The sequence below is a fragment of the Nonomuraea sp. NPDC050394 genome (genome assembly GCF_044459065.1).
Taxonomy (GTDB): Bacteria; Actinomycetota; Actinomycetes; order Streptosporangiales; family Streptosporangiaceae; genus Nonomuraea.
In genome coordinates this window covers 56,466-72,460 of the sequence record NZ_JBITIO010000022.1, presented here as the reverse complement: position 1 = coordinate 72,460, position 15,995 = coordinate 56,466, and the positions used below count along the sequence as shown (strand labels likewise).

The following is a 15,995-nucleotide window of genomic DNA, read 5'->3' as shown; positions in this document are numbered from 1 at the left end:
CAAGGGGGCCGTGACGGCGGGGACCACGTCCGACGTGAGAAGCGATCCCCACGATCGGCGCCAGCCCACGGCGGAGGGTGGCGGTGGGGTGGCGGCAGCCATAACGGAAAGCGATCGAGCAGAACGAGACGCGGGCGGCGTTATCTTCTCGCGGGCACGGGGAAGCCGGCGCGGGCGGCGCTCATGCATTCGAGGAGGGCGCGTTGTTCCTCGTGGAAGGTTCGCTCGTCGACCACCCGGCGGGCCGCGCGGTCGTGCAGCAGGCCGAGTTCGGTGGCGGCCAGCTGGTAGTCGCTCATCGCGCGCAACCCGCGCTTGCCGCCATGGGCGCTGGCCCACTGGCGGGCGCGGCGGCGGCGGGACAGGGCCGAGAGCATGTGGATGTCGGCCGTGTCGACCAGGCGGGTCGGTGCGTAGGGCGGCAGATAGCGCTGGATGAGGGCGACGATGCGCCGCCTGTCCTTGATGACGATGCCGATCATGACCAGGAGGACCAGCAGCAGGATCAGGTAGGCGATCACGAGGCCGCCGAAGCCGCCGTAGGAGGCCATGCCGTTCCACAGGCCGTGCAGGAGCATCGCGCCGATCCAGCCCGCCAGGATGTAGCCGACCCGCACCGAGCCGCTGCGCTGCGCGGCGTAGGCGACCGCGACGCCGATCATCGAGGTGAACAGCGGGTGCGCGAACGGCGACAGGATGCCGCGCAGCACGACCGTGACGGCCAGGCCCTCGACGCCCCGCTCGGTGAGCGCGGCCACGTAGTAGCTGACGTTCTCGCTCATCGCGAAGCCGAGGCCGACCATGCTGGCGTAGATGATGCCGTCGGTGGGGCCGTCGAGCTCGGCCCGGCGAAAGCGCAGCAGGCCGAGCAGGACCAGGCCCTTCATCGTCTCCTCGACGACGGGCGCGCCGAACGTGGCGGCGACGCTGCGGGCGTTGTCGGGGGTGAGGTTGGCGGCGTCCACGATGTAGTGCAGGTTGAGGGAGTTGACGACGCCCGCGACCAGGACGGCCACGCCCGCCCCCCACGCGAAGGCGAAGACGAGGTTGCTCCGCGGCTCAGGCTCCATGCGGTCGAGGGCGAGCACCGCCGCGAGCAGGACGGGCACCGGAGCCAGGGCCAGCAGGAGAGCGACGAGGAAGTCGACAGGCGCGCCGTTGATCACGTCGAAGGAGAGCGAGACGAGTGCGCAGATGCCGGTGACGACCAGCCCGATGATCAGGGCGAAGGATGGCCGGTCCTTGAACACCCAGCGTGGATCACGGGACGCCATAGGGTGACTTTAACGGATCGTGTTGCACGCTGTCCCGCCGCACACGCTCAGGTGAGCAGCGGGTCGATGGCGACGGCGAGGAAGAGGAGCGCCAGGTAGGCGTTGGACCAGTGGAAGAAGCGCATCGGCCGCAGATCGACCCCGGTCTTGCCGGCGTTGACCCTGGCCAGCATGCGGTGGATCTCCCACAGGCACACGACGCCGAGCGCGAGCGCGACGATCGGGTAGAGCAGCGTGGTGCCGGCGACGGGCCACAGCAGCAGCGAGCAGATCACCGTCGCCCACGTGTAGACGATGGACTCCACGACGACCCGGCGCTCGGTGGCGACCACGGGCAGCATCGGGATCGAGGCGGCGGCGTAGTCCTCCTTGTAGCGCATGGCCAGCGTCCAGGTGTGCGGCGGCGTCCAGAAGAACACCACGCCGAACAGCACCAGCGGCGTCCACTCCAGGCTGCCGGTGATGCCCGACCAGCCGATGACCACGGGCATGCAGCCGGCCAGGCCGCCCCAGACGATGTTCTGGGACGTGCGCCGCTTGAGGATCATCGAGTAGACGAAGACGTAGAACAGGATCGCCGACAGGTTGAGCGCGGCGGCGAGCAGGTTCGTGGTGACCCACATGCCAACAACGGACAAAGTTCCGAGGACGATTCCGAAGATCAGCGCGTTGCGCGGCGTGACCTGGTGGCGGGCCAGCGGGCGCTTGCGGGTGCGCCGCATCTTCACGTCGATGTCGCGATCGATGTAGCAGTTGAGCGCGTTGGCGCTGCCCGCCGACAGCGTGCCGAACACCATGACCCACAGGGCCTTCCACAGGGGCGGCAGGCCGCCCGACGCGAGGAACATGACCGGCAGCGTCGTGATCAGGAGCAACTCGATGACCCGCGGCTTGGTCAGCGCGACATAGGCCTTGACGACCGCGCCGAAGGAGCGCGGCGGCGTGGCCTGCGGGGCCGGGGCCGTCGATTGCCTGTTCGTGAGCACCGTCAAGGCGCTTCCAGCACGTGCGGAGTCAACGCGTAACCTCTGATTAGAGCGGATCCGTGAATGGACGCCGTGGCGTCTCTGCGAACACACAAACTGTAGTAGCAGGGTCGGCCGGTCCGGCCATGGGGGGCGTGACCCGCTCTCGGACACGCACGGAGCGGCAAGGGAATCGATCTTGACCGCGGCTCCGTTAGGGTCCGGTGTGGGCGGGAAATGCCAACCGGCACCACCTATGACAACGAGATTCCGGAGATCGAGCAGTTGAGCACCTTTGAATGGACCGACCTCGACAAGCAGGCGGTCGACGTCGTCCGAGCACTGGCGATGGACGCGGTGGAAAAGGCCGGCTCCGGCCACCCCGGCACGGCGATGAGCCTGGCGCCGGCCGCCTACCTGCTCTTCCAGCGCACGATGCGGCACGACCCGACCGACGCGAGCTGGCTCGGCCGCGACCGTTTCGTCCTGTCGTGCGGCCACTCCAGCCTCACCCTCTACATCCAGCTCTACCTTTCCGGCTACGGGCTGACGCTCCAGGACATCGAGAGCCTGCGTACGTGGGACAGCCTCACCCCCGGCCACCCGGAGCACGGGCACACGATCGGCGTGGAGACCACGACGGGCCCGCTGGGCCAGGGCGTCGGCAACGCGGTCGGCATGGCGATGGCCGCCCGCCGCGAGCGCGGCCTGTTCGACCCGGACGCCGCCCCCGGCACGAGCCCCTTCGACCACCACATCTGGTGCGTCGCCTCCGAGGGTGACATCGAGGAGGGCATCAGCCACGAGGTCAGCGCGCTCGCCGGCCACCAGAAGCTCGGCAACCTGACCGTGCTGTTCGACTCCAACCACATCTCGATCGAGGACGACACGCAGATCGCGCTGTCGGAGGACATCCTCAAGCGCTACGAGGCCTACGGCTGGCACGTGCAGAAGGTCGACTGGACGAAGACCGGCGAGTACGCCGAGGACGTCGCCGCCCTGAACGCCGCGCTGGAAGCCGCCCGCGCCGAGACCGGCAAGCCGTCGTTCATCATGCTGCGCACGATCATCGGCTGGCCGGCGCCCAACAAGCAGAACACCGGCAAGATCCACGGCTCCAAGCTCGGCGCCGACGAGGTCGCCGCCACCAAGAAGATCCTCGACATGGACCCGGAGAAGTCCTTCGACGTCCCCGCCGAGGTGCTGGAGCACGCGAGGCTGGTGGCCGCGCGCGGCCGCGAGGCGCACGCCGAGTGGGAGAAGGGCTACGCCGCATGGCGCCAGGCCAACCCCGAGCGCGCCGCCGAGCTCGACCGCATCTCCGCCCGTGAGCTGCCCGCCGACTGGACCGGCGCGCTGCCGGAGTTCGAGGCCGGCGCCTCGGTCGCCACGCGCAAGGCCTCGGGCGAGTTCCTCAGCTCCGTCTCGCGCGTGCTGCCCGAGCTGTGGGGCGGCTCCGCCGACCTGGCCGAGTCCAACAACACCACGATGAAGGGCGAGCCGTCCTTCATCCCGGAGGAGCACCAGACCAAGGACTTCCCCGGTAACCGCTACGGCCGGACGCTGCACTTCGGCATCCGCGAGCACGGCATGGGCGCCATTCTCAACGGCATCGCCCTGCACGGCGGCACCCGGCCCTACGGCGGCACCTTCCTGGTCTTCTCCGACTACATGCGGCCGGCCGTACGCCTGGCGGCGCTGATGAAGCTGCCGGTCACCTACGTCTGGACGCACGACTCGATCGGCCTCGGCGAGGACGGCCCGACCCACCAGCCGGTCGAGCACCTGTGGGCGCTGCGCGCGATCCCGGGCCTGGACGTGGTCCGCCCGGCCGACGCCAACGAGACCGTCTTCGCGTGGAAGGCCGTGCTGGAGCACACCGACCGCCCGGCCGCGCTGGCGCTGACCCGGCAGAACCTGCCGGTCTACGAGGGCACGAGCGCCGAGGGCGTCAAGCGCGGCGCGTACGTGCTGCGCGAGGCCTCCAACGGGCAGCCGCGGGTGATCCTCATCGCCACCGGCTCCGAGGTCGAGCTGGCCGTGGAGGGCCGGGAACTGCTGGAGGCGCAGGGCATCCCTGCGCGCGTGGTCTCGATGCCGTGTGTGGAGTGGTTCAACGGGCAGGACTCCGCGTACCGGCAGAGTGTGCTGCCGCCCTCGGTCAAGGCCCGCGTCGCGGTCGAGGCGGGAATCGCGCTCGGCTGGCGGGAGTTTGTGGGTGAGGCGGGCGAGACGGTCAGCCTTGAGCACTTCGGGGCTTCCGCTCCCTACAAGACGTTGTACGAGCAGTTCGGCCTGACGGCCGAGCGCGTGGCGGCGGCGGCCAAGGCCAGCCTCGCCAAGCTCGGTCAGGACAAGGGCGAGACGACGGGAAACTGAGATGAGCAGCAGCGAGATCCTGAACAAGCTGTCCGGCCAGGGTGTGTCCATCTGGCTCGACGACATCAGCCGTGAGCGCCTGCGCACCGGCAACCTGGAGCAGCTGATCCGCGAGAAGAACGTGGTCGGCGTCACCTCCAACCCGACGATCTTCGCGGGCGCCCTCAGCAAGGGCGACGCCTACGACAGCCAGATCCAGGATCTGGCGGTACGCGGCGTCGACGTGGGCGAGGCCGTGCGCGCGATCACCTCCTACGACATCCGCTGGGCCGCCGACGTGCTGCGCCCCGTCTACGACGCCACCGGCGGCGTGGACGGCCGCGTGTCGCTGGAGGTCGACCCGCGCCTGGCCCGTGAGACGGAGAAGACCGTCGCCGAGGCCCGCGCGCTGTGGTGGATGGTCGACCGGCCCAACCTCTTCATCAAGATCCCGGCGACCCGGGAGGGGCTGCCGGCGATCACGCAGGCGATCTCCGAGGGCATCAGCGTCAACGTCACGCTGATCTTCTCGCTGGAGCGCTACCGCGCGGTGATGGACGCCTGGCTGACCGGCCTGGAGGCCGCGCAGGCCAAGGGGCTCAAGCTCGCCGGCGTCGAGTCGGTGGCCTCGTTCTTCGTCAGCCGCGTCGACACCGAGATCGACAAGCGTCTGGACGCCGCCGGCAAGCCGGAGCTGAAGGGCAAGGCGGGCGTGGCCAACGCGCGCCTGGCCTACGCGGCCTTCGAGGAGGTCATGAACTCCGAGCGCTGGCAGCGCCTGCGCGCCGCGGGCGCCCGCCCGCAGCGGCCGCTGTGGGCCTCGACCGGCGTGAAGAACCCCGAGTACCGCGACACGATGTACGTCGACGACCTCGTCGCGCCCGGCACGGTCAACACCATGCCGGAGAAGACGCTCGACGCGGCCGCCGGCCACGGCAACATCACCGGCGACACCATTCGCCCCTTCTACGAGCAGGCCTGGAACACCATGGCCGCGCTCAAGGAGGCCGGCGTCGACTACGACGACGTCGTGAAGGTCCTGGAGGACGAGGGCGTCGACAAGTTCGAGGCCTCCTGGACCGAGCTGCTCGACAGCGTGGCGAAGAAGCTGGCCGGTTAGTGGAAGTCACGATCCGCGACGAGGAGGTGGCCGACGCCGCCTCCTCCGCCGCGGTACGTCTCCTCGACGACGGTGTGCCGCGACGGCTGGCCGCCGGCGACCCAGGGCTCTGGGGCGAGGAGGCGGCGGCCGGGGCGGCGACCCGCCTCGGCTGGCTCAACCTGCCTTTGACCTCGCGCGAGCTGCTGCCGGAGATCGGCAAGCTGGCCGAGTGGGCGGGGGCGCAGGGCCTGACCAACGTCGTGCTGGCCGGGATGGGCGGCTCGTCGCTGGCCGCGGAGGTGATCTGCGACAGCGCCGACGTGCCGCTGACCGTCCTCGACACGAGCGATCCCCGGCAGGTACGCCGCGCGCTGGCCGACGACCTGGACCGGACCGTCCTCGTGGTCGCCAGTAAGAGCGGCACGACCGTCGAGACCGACGCCGCCCTGCGCGTCTTCGAGGCCGCCTTCCGCGCCGCCGGGATCGACCCCGGCGACCGGATCGTGGTGGTGACCGACCCGGGCTCCCCGCTGGAGCAGGCCGCGATCGACGCCGGGTACCAGCTGGTCCTGGCCAGACCGGACGTGGGCGGGCGCTACTCGGCGCTGTCGGCGTTCGGCCTGGTGCCGAGCGCGCTGGCGGGCGCGGAGATCGAGCGGCTGCTCGACGACGCCGACGAGGTGACGCCGCTACTGGCGCGCTCCGACGGCAACCCCGGCCTCGACCTGGGCGCGGTGCTCGGCGGCGCGGCGCTGGCCGGCCGCGACAAGCTCATCCTGGAGGACCGGCTCGCGCCGATCACCGGGCTGCCCGGCTGGATCGAGAATCTGGTCGCCGAGTCGCTCGGCAAGGACGGCCGCGGCATCCTGCCCGTCGTCGCCGCCGACCCCGGCGGGGCCGGCGACGAACTCGTCGTGGCGATCGGCTCCGACGACGGCGACGTGCGCGTGGACGGCGCGCTCGGGGCGCAGTTCCTGGTGTGGGAGTACGCGACGGCGCTGGCCGGGCGGCTGCTGGAGGTCGATCCCTTCGGCCGGCCGGACGTGGCCGGGGCCGAGCGGAACACCGCGGCGCTGCTGGATCGCCCGGCCGCGGCAGAGCGCCCCGCGTTCACCGACGGACCGGTGGAGGTCTACGGCCCCACCGCCGCCCACGACCTTCCCGGGCTGCTGGCCGAGCTGCTGGCGGCCGTGCCCCGCGACGGCTACCTGGCCGTGCTGGCCCACCTCGACCGGCTGGCGGCCTTCGACGCCCCGGTGCCCGACGGCGCCGACTTCGAGGAGATGACCGACGCCTGGATGGCGGCCGACGCGGCGACGCTGCGGGCGCTGCTAGCGCTGCGCACCGACCGGCCGGTGACCTTCGGCTGGGGGCCGCGCTACCTGCACGCCACCGGGCAGTACCACAAGGGCGGGCCACGGAACGGGGTGTTCATCCTGATCACCGGTGTGGTGGAGGACGACCTCGGGGTGCCCGGCCGGCCGTACAGCTTGGGCGGGCTGCAGCTGGCCCAGGCTCTGGGCGACCTTCAGGCGCTGGCGGACCGGGGACGGCCTGCCGTACGCCTGCATCTGACCGACCGCGTGACGGGAGTCGCGCACTTGCTCGCAGCCGCACAGGAGGCTTGAGATGACAGACCCGGCAGCGCCCGCGGAGGAGGCCGTCACCGTGGCGGCGGCCGTCGCGAACACCGCCACCACCTTGGAGGTGGCGGCGGCCAATCCGCTGCGTGACCCGCGCGACAAGCGGCTGCCCAGGGTGGCGGGACCGTGTGTGATGGTGTTGTTCGGCGTGACGGGCGACCTGGCCAAGCGCAAGTTGTTGCCGGCGATCTACGACCTGGGCAACCGGGGGCTGCTGCCGCCCGGTTTCTCGCTGGTCGGTTTCGCGCGCCGTGATTGGAAGGACCAGGACTTCGCCCGGCTGACGCACGACGCGGTGAAGGCCAACGCCAGGACGCCGTTCCGCGAGGAAGTGTGGAAGCAGCTGGCCGAGGGGATCCACTTCGTGCCCGGGGAGTTCTCCGACGACGGCGCGTTCGACGCGCTGGCGATGGCGTTGAAGGAGATCGACCAGACGCGGGGCACGGGCGGCAACTATGCCTTCTACCTGTCGGTGCCGCCGAAGTTCTTCCCCGCCGTGGTGAAGCAGTTGAAGCGGACGGGGCTGGCCGACGCGCCGGAGGGTTCGTGGCGCCGGGTGGTGATCGAGAAGCCGTTCGGCCACGACCTGAAGAGCGCCCACGAGCTGAACGAGATCACCAACGAGGCCTTCCCGGAGTCGTCGATCTTCCGGATCGACCACTATCTGGGCAAGGAGACCGTCCAGAACATCATGGCGCTGCGCTTCGCCAACAACCTGTACGAGCCGATCTGGAACCGCTCCTACGTCGACCACGTGCAGATCACCATGGCCGAGGACATCGGCCTGGCCGGGCGGGCGGGCTACTACGACGGCATCGGCGCGGCCCGCGACGTCATCCAGAACCACCTGCTGCAGCTGCTGGCGCTGGTGGGGATGGAGGACCCGACCTCCTTCGAGGCCTCGTCGCTGCGGCGGGAGAAGGAGAAGGTGCTCAAGGCGGTACGCCTGCCGGCCGACCTGAAGAACAACACCGCCCGGGGCAAGTACGCGGCCGGCTGGCAGGGCGGCGAGAAGGTCGTCGGCTACCTGGAGGAGGAGGGCATCCCCGCCGACTCCACGACCGAGACCTACGCCGCCATCAAGCTGGAGATCGCCAACCGCCGCTGGGCCGGAGTGCCATTCTATCTGCGCACGGGCAAGCGGCTCGGGCGGCGGGTGACCGAGGTGGCCGTGGTGTTCCAGCGCGCGCCGCACCTGCCGTTCAGCAAGGACGACACCGAGATCCTCGGGCAGAACGCGCTGGTCATCAGGGTGCAGCCGGACGAGGGCATCACGGTGCGCTTCGGCTCGAAGGTGCCGGGCACCGCTATGGAGGTGCGCGACGTGTCCATGGACTTCGCCTACGGCGAGTCGTTCATGGAGTCCTCGCCCGAGGCCTACGAGCGGCTGCTGCTGGACGTCATGATCGGCGACCCGCCGCTGTTCCCGCACCAGCGGGAGGTGGAGCTGTCGTGGAAGATCCTGGACCCGATCGAGGAGTTCTGGGCCACGCAGGGCCAGCCGGAGGACTATCCGGCCGGCTCGTGGGGCCCGCCGTCGGCCGACGAGATGATGGCCCGTGACGGGCGTGTGTGGAGAAGACTGTGACCACTTTCATGCTGACGGACACGACCGCGGGGAAGATCTCCGCCCAGCTCATGCACCTGCGTCACCAGATGGGCGCGCCCGCCATAGGGATGGTGCTGACGCTGGTGGTGATCTGTGACGAGCGCGACCAGTACGACTCCCTGCGCGCGGCCACCGAGGCCGCCCGCGAGCATCCCTCCCGCATCCTCGTGGTGATCAACCGGGAGGCCGACGAGGCCAACCGGCTCGACGCCGAGCTGCGGATCGGCGAGTCCACGCCGGGCGAGGTCGTGGTGCTCCGCCTGTACGGCGAGCTGACCGAGCACGCCGACTCCGTGGTCAGCCCGCTGCTGCTGCCCGACACGCCGGTGGTGGCGTGGTGGCCGGGCGAGGCGCCGCGCGTCCCGGCCAAGGACCCGATCGGCGCGCTGGCCCAGCGCCGCATCACCGACGCCAAGGCCGTGCACGACGGCATCAAGGAGCTGGCGACCCTCGCCAAGGGCTACGCGCCCGGCGACACCGACCTGTCGTGGGCGCGGCTGACGCCGTGGCGCAGCCTGCTGGCCGCCGCCTTCGACCAGCCGGTGGGCAAGCTGAAGAGGGGCGTCGTGGAGGCCACCGCCGGCCACCCGAGCGCGCCGCTGCTGGCGGCATGGCTGAGCGAGCGCCTGGGCGCGCCGGTCAAGGTGTCGGACTCGGCGGGTCCCGGCCTGACCTCGGTACGGCTGTCGCTGGCCGACGGCGAGCTGACCGTGAGCCGCAGCGACGCCCGCCTGGCGACGCTGTCGCGGCCCGGCCAGCCCGACCGCAACGTGGCGCTGGCCAGGAGAACCACGGCGGAGCTGCTGGCCGAGGAGCTGCGCCGCCTCGACTCCGATGAGATCTACGAGGCGGCGGTCAAACGCCTGGCCAAGTCCTACAAGGCGGGATGATGCCGTGAGTGTTCCTTCTGTGGTCGTCCATCGCGACGCCGACGTTCTGGCCAAGGCCGTGGCAGCGCGGATCATCACGCGGCTGGTCGACGCGCAGTCGGCGAAGGGGTGGGCCTCGATCGTGCTGACCGGCGGGTCGGTCGGCATCGCCACGCTGGCGGCGATCGCCGCGACGCCGGCCCGCGACGCCGTCGACTGGCCGAAGCTGGACGTGTGGTGGGGCGACGAGCGGTTCCTGCCGGAGGGCGACCCCGAGCGCAACGAGACCGGCGCGCGCAAGGCTCTGCTCGACCACGTCGACCTCGACCCGGCCCGGGTGCACGTCATGCGCGGGCCGGACTCGGGGATGACCGCCGAGGAGTCGGCCGACGCCTATGCCGCGGAACTGCGTGCGGCGGCGCGGCCTGAGGACCACGGGCCGGCGCCGAGCTTCGACGTGATGCTGCTCGGCATGGGGCCCGACGCCCACGTGGCCTCGCTGTTCCCCGGGATGCCGGCGCTGTACGACACCCGGCCGGTCGTGGCGGTGCACGGCTCGCCCAAGCCGCCGCCGACGCGGATCTCGCTGACGCTGCCCACGATCCAGGCCGCGCGAGAGGTGTGGGTGGTGGCGGCGGGTGCGGAGAAGGCCGGGTCGGTACGGCTGGCGCTGTCCGACTCCGGCCCGGTGCAGGTGCCCGCCGCGGGTGCGCGCGGGCGTGGCCGTACGTTGTTCCTGCTAGATCGCGCCGCGGCGGCGAAGATACCGGCGGGGCTTGGCCGTATCGCCTCGCCGTGAGATACGGCCCCACGGCTTGAAGATCGACAGCACGACGGCGACCAGCAGCAGGCTCGGGGCCACGAAGATCGGGTAGAGCAGCTGGTCCGGCGGCTGTGCGGCGGTGTCGCCCGCCGCCAGCCGCCGTCCGTGCTCGGCCGCCTCGTACAGTCCCGGGCGCAGGGAGAAGTAGATCAGCGTCGTCATGGCCAGGTTGATCGTCAGTTTGGCCGCGACCCACCAGTAGCGGACCAGGCCGTACTTGCTGCCCAGGCCCAGCGTGACGCCGGTGGCCAGGCTGAGCAGGCTGGCGATGAGCATCGGCCACACGGCGATCAGGTGCGCGGCCTGGAAGGCGGTCGCGGCGGTGGCGGTGTCGTCCGTGAGCATCGCGGTCAGCACGAGCACGCCGAGCGCGAGGTCGATGCCGATCCACGCGCTCACCGAGACGACGTGACCGACCAGGACGACCTTGCGGGTTCTCGTTCCCAGTCTCATGACGTCCAGGGTCCGGGTTTGCGGTTCCGGCCGCGTCCGGCGTGGAGAGACCGTGCGGGTACCGCGTTGCGTGTACGCGCGGGGCGGGCGGGATCGGCCCCTGGGTGTACGCCCGCCGCTTGACCACAAATGTTAGGCCTTGTCATGAGCAGGAGTCGCGTTTAGCTTCGGGGGCGAATCCTCACGAAGGGATACCCCCATGGCGTTATTCCGCTGGGCTGCCGCCCTGGCCGCGGCCGCCGCCACCGTCCTGGCGAGCACCACCCCCGCGCTCGCCGACCCCGCCCCGGCCATCCTCACCCCGGAGGCCGAACCGATCCCCGGCAGCTACATCGTGGTACTCAAGGATTCCGGCGAGGTACGCGCCCGGGCCGGCGACCTGACCGCGCGGCACGGTGGCACGACGTTCGCCGAATACCGGCACGCGCTGCGCGGCTTCGCCGTGAACGCCACCGAGCGGCAGGCGCGCCGCCTGGCCGCCGACCCGGCCGTCGCCTACGTGCAGCAGAACGCGATCCACCGCGCCTCCGACACCCAGCCCAACCCGCCGTCCTGGGGGCTGGACCGGATCGACCAGCGCAACCTGCCGCTCAACAGCTCCTACACCTACGGGCCCACCGGGCAGGGCGTGCGCGCGTACATCATCGACACCGGCATCAGGCCGAGCCACGGTGACTTCGGCGGGCGCGCCTCGATCGGGTTCGACGCCATCGGCGACGGCCAGAACGGCAACGACTGCAACGGCCACGGCACCCACGTCGCCGGGACCACCGGCGGCACCGCCCACGGTGTCGCCAAGCTCGTGACGCTGGTCGGCGTGCGCGTCCTGAACTGCCAGGGCTCCGGCACCACGGCGCAGGTCGTGGCCGGCATCGACTGGGTCACCGCCAACGCCGTCAAGCCCGCCGTGGCGAACATGAGCCTGGGCGGCTCCGCGAACACCGCGCTGGACGACGCGGTGAAGGGCTCCATCGCCTCCGGCGTCAGCTACGCGATCGCGGCGGGCAACGGGCTGTTCGGGCTGTTCGCGCTCGACGCCTGCACGCAGTCGCCGGCCAGGGTGCCCGAGGCGATCACGGTGTCCATCACGAACATCTCCGACACCAAGCCGTCGTGGGGCAACCGCGGCCCGTGCGTGGACCTGTTCGCGCCCGGCTACAACATCACCTCGGCCTGGCACACCTCCGACAGCGCCACCAACACGATCAGCGGCACGTCGATGTCGGCGCCGCATGTCGCGGGGGCCGCCGCCGCGTACCTGCAGGGCCATCCCACCGCGACCCCGCAGCAGGTCCGCGACGCCATCGTCGCCAACGCCACCACCGGCGTCGTCCGCAGCCCCGGCTCCGGCTCTCCCAACCGCCTCCTCTACACCCCGGGCCTGTGACGCCTGCGGGTTTCGGTTCGGGTTTCACCGCCCTTAGGGGTTACGGCAAGCCGGGCTGACCCGCACGCGCCGACGTGGGCGGGCCTCTGTCCTGGCCGGTCGTGAGGGCCCACGGGGTCGCTCGCCGTGACGAGCGCCCCGTGGGCCCGCGCCGTGGCAGGGTGGCCGCGCGAGACGGCTGCGTTCAGGAGGTGGGCACGGCGTCGATCTCGGCCAGGAGGGTCTGCCTGGTTTCCTTCGGCAGGTAGGAGGCGTTCACGCTGTTGCGGGCCAGTTGGGCCAGCTGCTCCGCGCTCAGGCCCAAGGCGTGGGCCACCCGGTACTCCTGGGAGAGCGTGGTCGCGAACATGGGCGGGTCGTCGCTGTTCAGCGTGACGTACAGGCCCTCCTCCAGCAGGCGCGGCAGCGGGTGGTCCTCGATGCGGCCGACCTGGCCGGTGCAGACGTTCGAGGTCGGGCAGACGTCCAGCGGGATCTGCGTCTCGCGCAGGTGGGCGACCAGGCGCTCGTCGCCCAGGCAGTTGATGCCGTGGCCGATGCGCTCGGCGCCGAGGCCCTCGATGACCTCCCAGATCGTCTCCGGGCCGGACATCTCGCCACCGTGCGGGACGCTGTGCAGGCCGGCGGCCCGGGCCGCGGCGAAGGCGTCGCGGAAGAGGGGACGCTTCTGTTCGATCCCGCCCAGGCCGAAACCTACCAACGCGGCGGGAGGTTCACCGAGCGCGTGGTCGAGGGTGATCCTGGCGGCCTCTTCGCCGTACTCGCCGGGGATGTCGAAGATGTAGGCCATCTCCACGCCGTGGTCCTCGCGGGAGGCGGTGGCGGCGAGGTTCAGGGCCTCCGTCACCTCGCGCATCGGCATGCCCATGATCGCGTGGGCGTACGGGGTCACCTGGAGTTCGGCGTAGCGGGCGTTCTGGGCGGACAGGTCGCGGGCCAGGCCCAGGACCAGGGTGGCGACGTCCTGCGGGTCGCGGACCAGGGAGTTGACCGCCTGGTAGACGCGGGCGAAGTGGGGGAAGTCGGTGAAGGTGTAGAAGGCGCGGAGCTCCTCCTCGCTGGTGGGCACGCCGCTGCCGGGGTGGCGCCGCGACAGTTCCAGCACCGTGGAAACCGAGGCGGAGCCGACCAGATGGACGTGGAGTTCCACCTTGGGCAGGGCGTCGATGAAGGCGTCGATCGTCATGCGGACGACCATAGGTCGCCTTCAATTGGCTATGACAGGCTTTATCGCGAAATTTCACATAAGAATGTGAGCTTTGCGGTTGCGGGGCTGCGGCCCGGCATCTCCCCCGATAGGCTGCCGCCCGTGACCAACCCCCAGGTGTACGCCCGCGGCTTCGCGAGCCTCACCGCCCACACCGTGGACCCGCTGCTCAACCTCGTCCGCAAGAGCCGCGCCCCACGACTTCTGGACCTCGGCTGCGGCACCGGCGTGGTGACCGCGGCGGCCCTGGCGCTGGGCGCCGACGTCACCGCCGTGGACTCCGACCTGGACATGCTCGAGTACACCGCCCGCGCCCACCCCCACGCCGCCGTCCGGCTGGCCGCCCTGCCCGAGCTCCCCTTCCCGGACGGCTCCTTCGACGCGGTGGCGGGAAACTTCGTCATCCAGCACGCCCCCGACACTCCGGCCACCCTCGCCGAGCTCCACCGCGTCCTGCGCCCCGGCGGCACCCTCGCACTGAGCTGGTGGAAGCGCGACGAGATGCCCGCCACGACCCTGCCGGCCGACGCCGCCGCCCGCGCCGGGCTTTCGAGGGACCCGGACCCGCCGCGCGACTTCGACCCGTACGCCGGCCCCGCGGCCTTCACCGCCCTGCTCAGGAAGACCGGCTTCTCCGGCGGCGCGGTCGACACCATCCGCTGGCGCCACCGCGTCGACCTCGCCACCTGGTGGGACGACCTCACCGGCGCCGCCGGGCCCCGCTTCGCGTTCATCCTCGACCAGGACGCGGCCACCGTGGAACACATCCGCCAGGCCTACCTCACCCTGGCCGCCCCCTACGCCGAGCAGGGCTTCCCGGTCTGCGCCCACCTCGCCCACGCCACCCGCTAACCGGGCAACCGATGAGTTCGCGCGCCCGCGGGGGTCTACCTCACAGGTGAACCGTACGCAAGGAGGCCGCTTCACGTGCGCAAGATCGTGTTCCACATGCAGACCACCCTAGACAACCGCATCGCGAACGCCGCCGGTGGGTTCTGGGAGCCGTTCCCGTGGGGCGAGGAGGAGACCGCGTACATCACCGGGCAGTTCGCCCGTGCGGACACGTGGGCGCTGGGCAGGACGGCGTACGAGGCGATCGTGTCCTGGTGGGACCGGGTCGCGCGCGGCGAGAACCCCGGCGACGGCCCGCTCACCGCGGCCGACCACCGCTTCGCCCGGCGGCAGCGGGCCATGGCCAAGATCGTCTTCTCCCGGACCCTGCGCTCCACGCCCGAACGCCTGGTCGTCGGCGGCGACCTCGTCGCCGAGCTCACGGCACTGAAGCGCGAGGACGGCGGGGACGTCATCCTGTCCTGCGGGCCCGACACGCTCGCGCCGCTCGCCGCCGCCCCCGGGCTGATCGACGAGTACCTGTTCTCCGTCACCCCCGCCGTCCTGAGCTCGGGACCGCGGATGTTCGACGGCCTGACCGCCGACCTCGGCCTGGAGCTCGCCGGGACGCGGGTGTTCGACGGCGGCGCGATCGTCGCGCGCTACCGCGTCGCCGGCCCGCTCTAGTGGGCCTTTTCCAGGCGCTGGCGGGCCAGGCGCTCCTCCCGGCGGGCGACCTCGACGCGCTGGTGGCTCTCGTTCTGCTTCTTGCGGGCCTTGGCCAGCTTCTTCTCCAGCCTGGCCACCTTCTCCGAGCGCTCGTCCAGCTCCTGTACGGCCAGCGCCAGCGTGTCCCGCCACTCCTGGTAGTCGGACTCGGCCTGGGCCAGCTCCCTGGCCCGCCGTTCCCCGGCCTCGCGCCGCTCCCGCTCCACCTCCTCCGCTGAGCGGGTGGCGCGGCGGGGCCGGGCGGAGGTACGGCCCAGCCCTGGCCCGGCCGACGGCAGCCCGGAAGGTCCGCCGAAACCGCTGTAGCTGAGCGGCTTCACCAGGCGGCCGAGCCGTACGAGGCCGGCCGCCTCCTCGTCCACCACGGCCGCGTCGAGGGTCTGGTCGGCTTCCATGGCCGCCGCGCCGGACAGGCCGCCCTGGCGCAGGAGCCGGGCGAGCTTGCCGGTCACCTCGCCGCGGCGCCTGGTCAGTTCGGCGAGCGCGTCGGCGTCGCCCTCGGCCCAGGCGGCGCGCAGGCCCTCCCCCACCGACAGGAGCTCGGCCAGCAGTTCGGGATGTTCCCTGCGGGCGCGGTTGACCGCTGCGGCCGAGACCGTGGGCTTGCGCAGCGCGGCGATCTCGCGCGCCAGCCGTACCTGCCCGGACTCCTTCGCCGCGGCGGCCTCGGCGGTGCGTGCGGCGGTGAAGTCGGCAGGCGGGAGGCCATACAGGCGGTCCGCCACCTCGTCAAGATCCACACCTG

At 71.4% G+C, this 15,995-nt stretch carries 14 protein-coding genes; 9 read left to right on the top strand and 5 right to left on the bottom strand.

The window, feature by feature from the left end:
* Positions 1-140 precede the first annotated feature (140 nt).
* Together ACIBKY_RS49330 and ACIBKY_RS49325 are read right to left on the bottom strand one after the other, a co-directional pair.
* Positions 141-1,274, bottom strand: a complete 1,134-nt coding sequence (locus tag ACIBKY_RS49330) for a PrsW family intramembrane metalloprotease (RefSeq protein WP_397108607.1) — start codon at positions 1,272-1,274, stop codon at positions 141-143.
* A gap of 47 nt (positions 1,275-1,321) precedes the next feature.
* Entirely contained in the window at positions 1,322-2,266 is a 945-nt protein-coding gene (locus ACIBKY_RS49325; protein ID WP_397108605.1) for a heme o synthase, read from the bottom strand.
* 210 nt (positions 2,267-2,476) lie between these two features.
* On the opposite strand from ACIBKY_RS49325, the gene tkt reads away from it, so the two are divergent.
* From tkt to pgl, 6 genes are read left to right on the top strand one after another with little or no spacing between them, the layout of a single operon-like run.
* Positions 2,477-4,618 carry a transketolase gene (tkt, locus tag ACIBKY_RS49320; RefSeq protein ID WP_397108603.1) on the top strand — a complete coding sequence of 714 codons (2,142 nt, stop codon included), beginning with the start codon at positions 2,477-2,479 and terminating at the stop codon, positions 4,616-4,618.
* A 1-nt stretch (position 4,619) separates the two neighbouring features.
* Entirely contained in the window at positions 4,620-5,717 is a 1,098-nt protein-coding gene (gene tal / locus ACIBKY_RS49315; protein ID WP_397108601.1) for a transaldolase, read from the top strand.
* Positions 5,717-7,327 carry a glucose-6-phosphate isomerase gene (locus tag ACIBKY_RS49310; RefSeq protein WP_397108599.1) on the top strand — a complete coding sequence of 537 codons (1,611 nt, stop codon included), beginning with the start codon at positions 5,717-5,719 and terminating at the stop codon, positions 7,325-7,327. Before tal ends, ACIBKY_RS49310 begins: the two co-directional genes overlap by 1 nt.
* A 1-nt stretch (position 7,328) precedes the next feature.
* On the top strand, positions 7,329-8,930 hold the full coding sequence (gene zwf, locus ACIBKY_RS49305) for a glucose-6-phosphate dehydrogenase (RefSeq protein ID WP_397108597.1): 1,602 nt from the start codon (positions 7,329-7,331) through the stop codon (positions 8,928-8,930).
* Positions 8,927-9,841 carry a glucose-6-phosphate dehydrogenase assembly protein OpcA gene (gene opcA, locus ACIBKY_RS49300; protein ID WP_397108595.1) on the top strand — a complete coding sequence of 305 codons (915 nt, stop codon included), beginning with the start codon at positions 8,927-8,929 and terminating at the stop codon, positions 9,839-9,841. Before zwf ends, opcA begins: the two co-directional genes overlap by 4 nt.
* Positions 9,842-9,845: 4 nt before the next feature.
* Positions 9,846-10,619 (top strand): 6-phosphogluconolactonase, encoded by a 774-nt coding sequence (pgl, locus tag ACIBKY_RS49295; protein WP_397108593.1) that lies wholly within the window; start codon positions 9,846-9,848, stop codon positions 10,617-10,619.
* Here pgl and ACIBKY_RS49290 read toward each other — a convergent pair.
* Positions 10,560-11,096, bottom strand: coding sequence for a hypothetical protein (locus ACIBKY_RS49290; RefSeq protein ID WP_397108591.1), 537 nt, complete (start codon positions 11,094-11,096; stop codon positions 10,560-10,562). The genes pgl and ACIBKY_RS49290 overlap by 60 nt on opposite strands.
* Positions 11,097-11,295: 199 nt before the next feature.
* Here ACIBKY_RS49290 and ACIBKY_RS49285 point away from each other — a divergent pair, with 199 nt between their 5' ends.
* A complete protein-coding gene (locus ACIBKY_RS49285; RefSeq protein ID WP_397108589.1) occupies positions 11,296-12,483 on the top strand; it encodes a S8 family serine peptidase in 1,188 nt (395 codons plus the stop codon).
* Positions 12,484-12,667: 184 nt separating this feature from the next.
* Here the strand turns inward: ACIBKY_RS49285 and add are convergent, their stop codons facing one another.
* Positions 12,668-13,669 carry an adenosine deaminase gene (gene add, locus ACIBKY_RS49280; RefSeq protein ID WP_397108587.1) on the bottom strand — a complete coding sequence of 334 codons (1,002 nt, stop codon included), beginning with the start codon at positions 13,667-13,669 and terminating at the stop codon, positions 12,668-12,670.
* Positions 13,670-13,792: 123 nt separating this feature from the next.
* Here add and ACIBKY_RS49275 point away from each other — a divergent pair, with 123 nt between their 5' ends.
* Complete coding sequence (locus ACIBKY_RS49275) at positions 13,793-14,542, top strand: class I SAM-dependent methyltransferase (protein WP_397108585.1); 750 nt, start codon at positions 13,793-13,795, stop codon at positions 14,540-14,542.
* Positions 14,543-14,617: 75 nt separating this feature from the next.
* Positions 14,618-15,208, top strand: coding sequence for a dihydrofolate reductase family protein (locus ACIBKY_RS49270; protein WP_397108583.1), 591 nt, complete (start codon positions 14,618-14,620; stop codon positions 15,206-15,208).
* Here ACIBKY_RS49270 and ACIBKY_RS49265 read toward each other — a convergent pair.
* Positions 15,205-15,990 (bottom strand): hypothetical protein, encoded by a 786-nt coding sequence (locus ACIBKY_RS49265; protein ID WP_397108581.1) that lies wholly within the window; start codon positions 15,988-15,990, stop codon positions 15,205-15,207. The two genes, ACIBKY_RS49270 and ACIBKY_RS49265, sit on opposite strands and share 4 nt — an antisense overlap.
* Positions 15,991-15,995: the final 5 nt, after the last annotated feature.

Coding starts and splice junctions, on each gene's coding strand:
- ACIBKY_RS49330 (WP_397108607.1), bottom strand. CDS start 1,274: ATGGCGTCCCGTGATCCACGCTGGGTGTTCAAGGACCGGCCATCCTTC.
- tkt (WP_397108603.1), top strand. CDS start 2,477: ATGCCAACCGGCACCACCTATGACAACGAGATTCCGGAGATCGAGCAG.
- tal (WP_397108601.1), top strand. CDS start 4,620: ATGAGCAGCAGCGAGATCCTGAACAAGCTGTCCGGCCAGGGTGTGTCC.
- zwf (WP_397108597.1), top strand. CDS start 7,329: ATGACAGACCCGGCAGCGCCCGCGGAGGAGGCCGTCACCGTGGCGGCG.
- ACIBKY_RS49290 (WP_397108591.1), bottom strand. CDS start 11,096: ATGAGACTGGGAACGAGAACCCGCAAGGTCGTCCTGGTCGGTCACGTC.
- ACIBKY_RS49285 (WP_397108589.1), top strand. CDS start 11,296: ATGGCGTTATTCCGCTGGGCTGCCGCCCTGGCCGCGGCCGCCGCCACC.
- add (WP_397108587.1), bottom strand. CDS start 13,669: ATGACGATCGACGCCTTCATCGACGCCCTGCCCAAGGTGGAACTCCAC.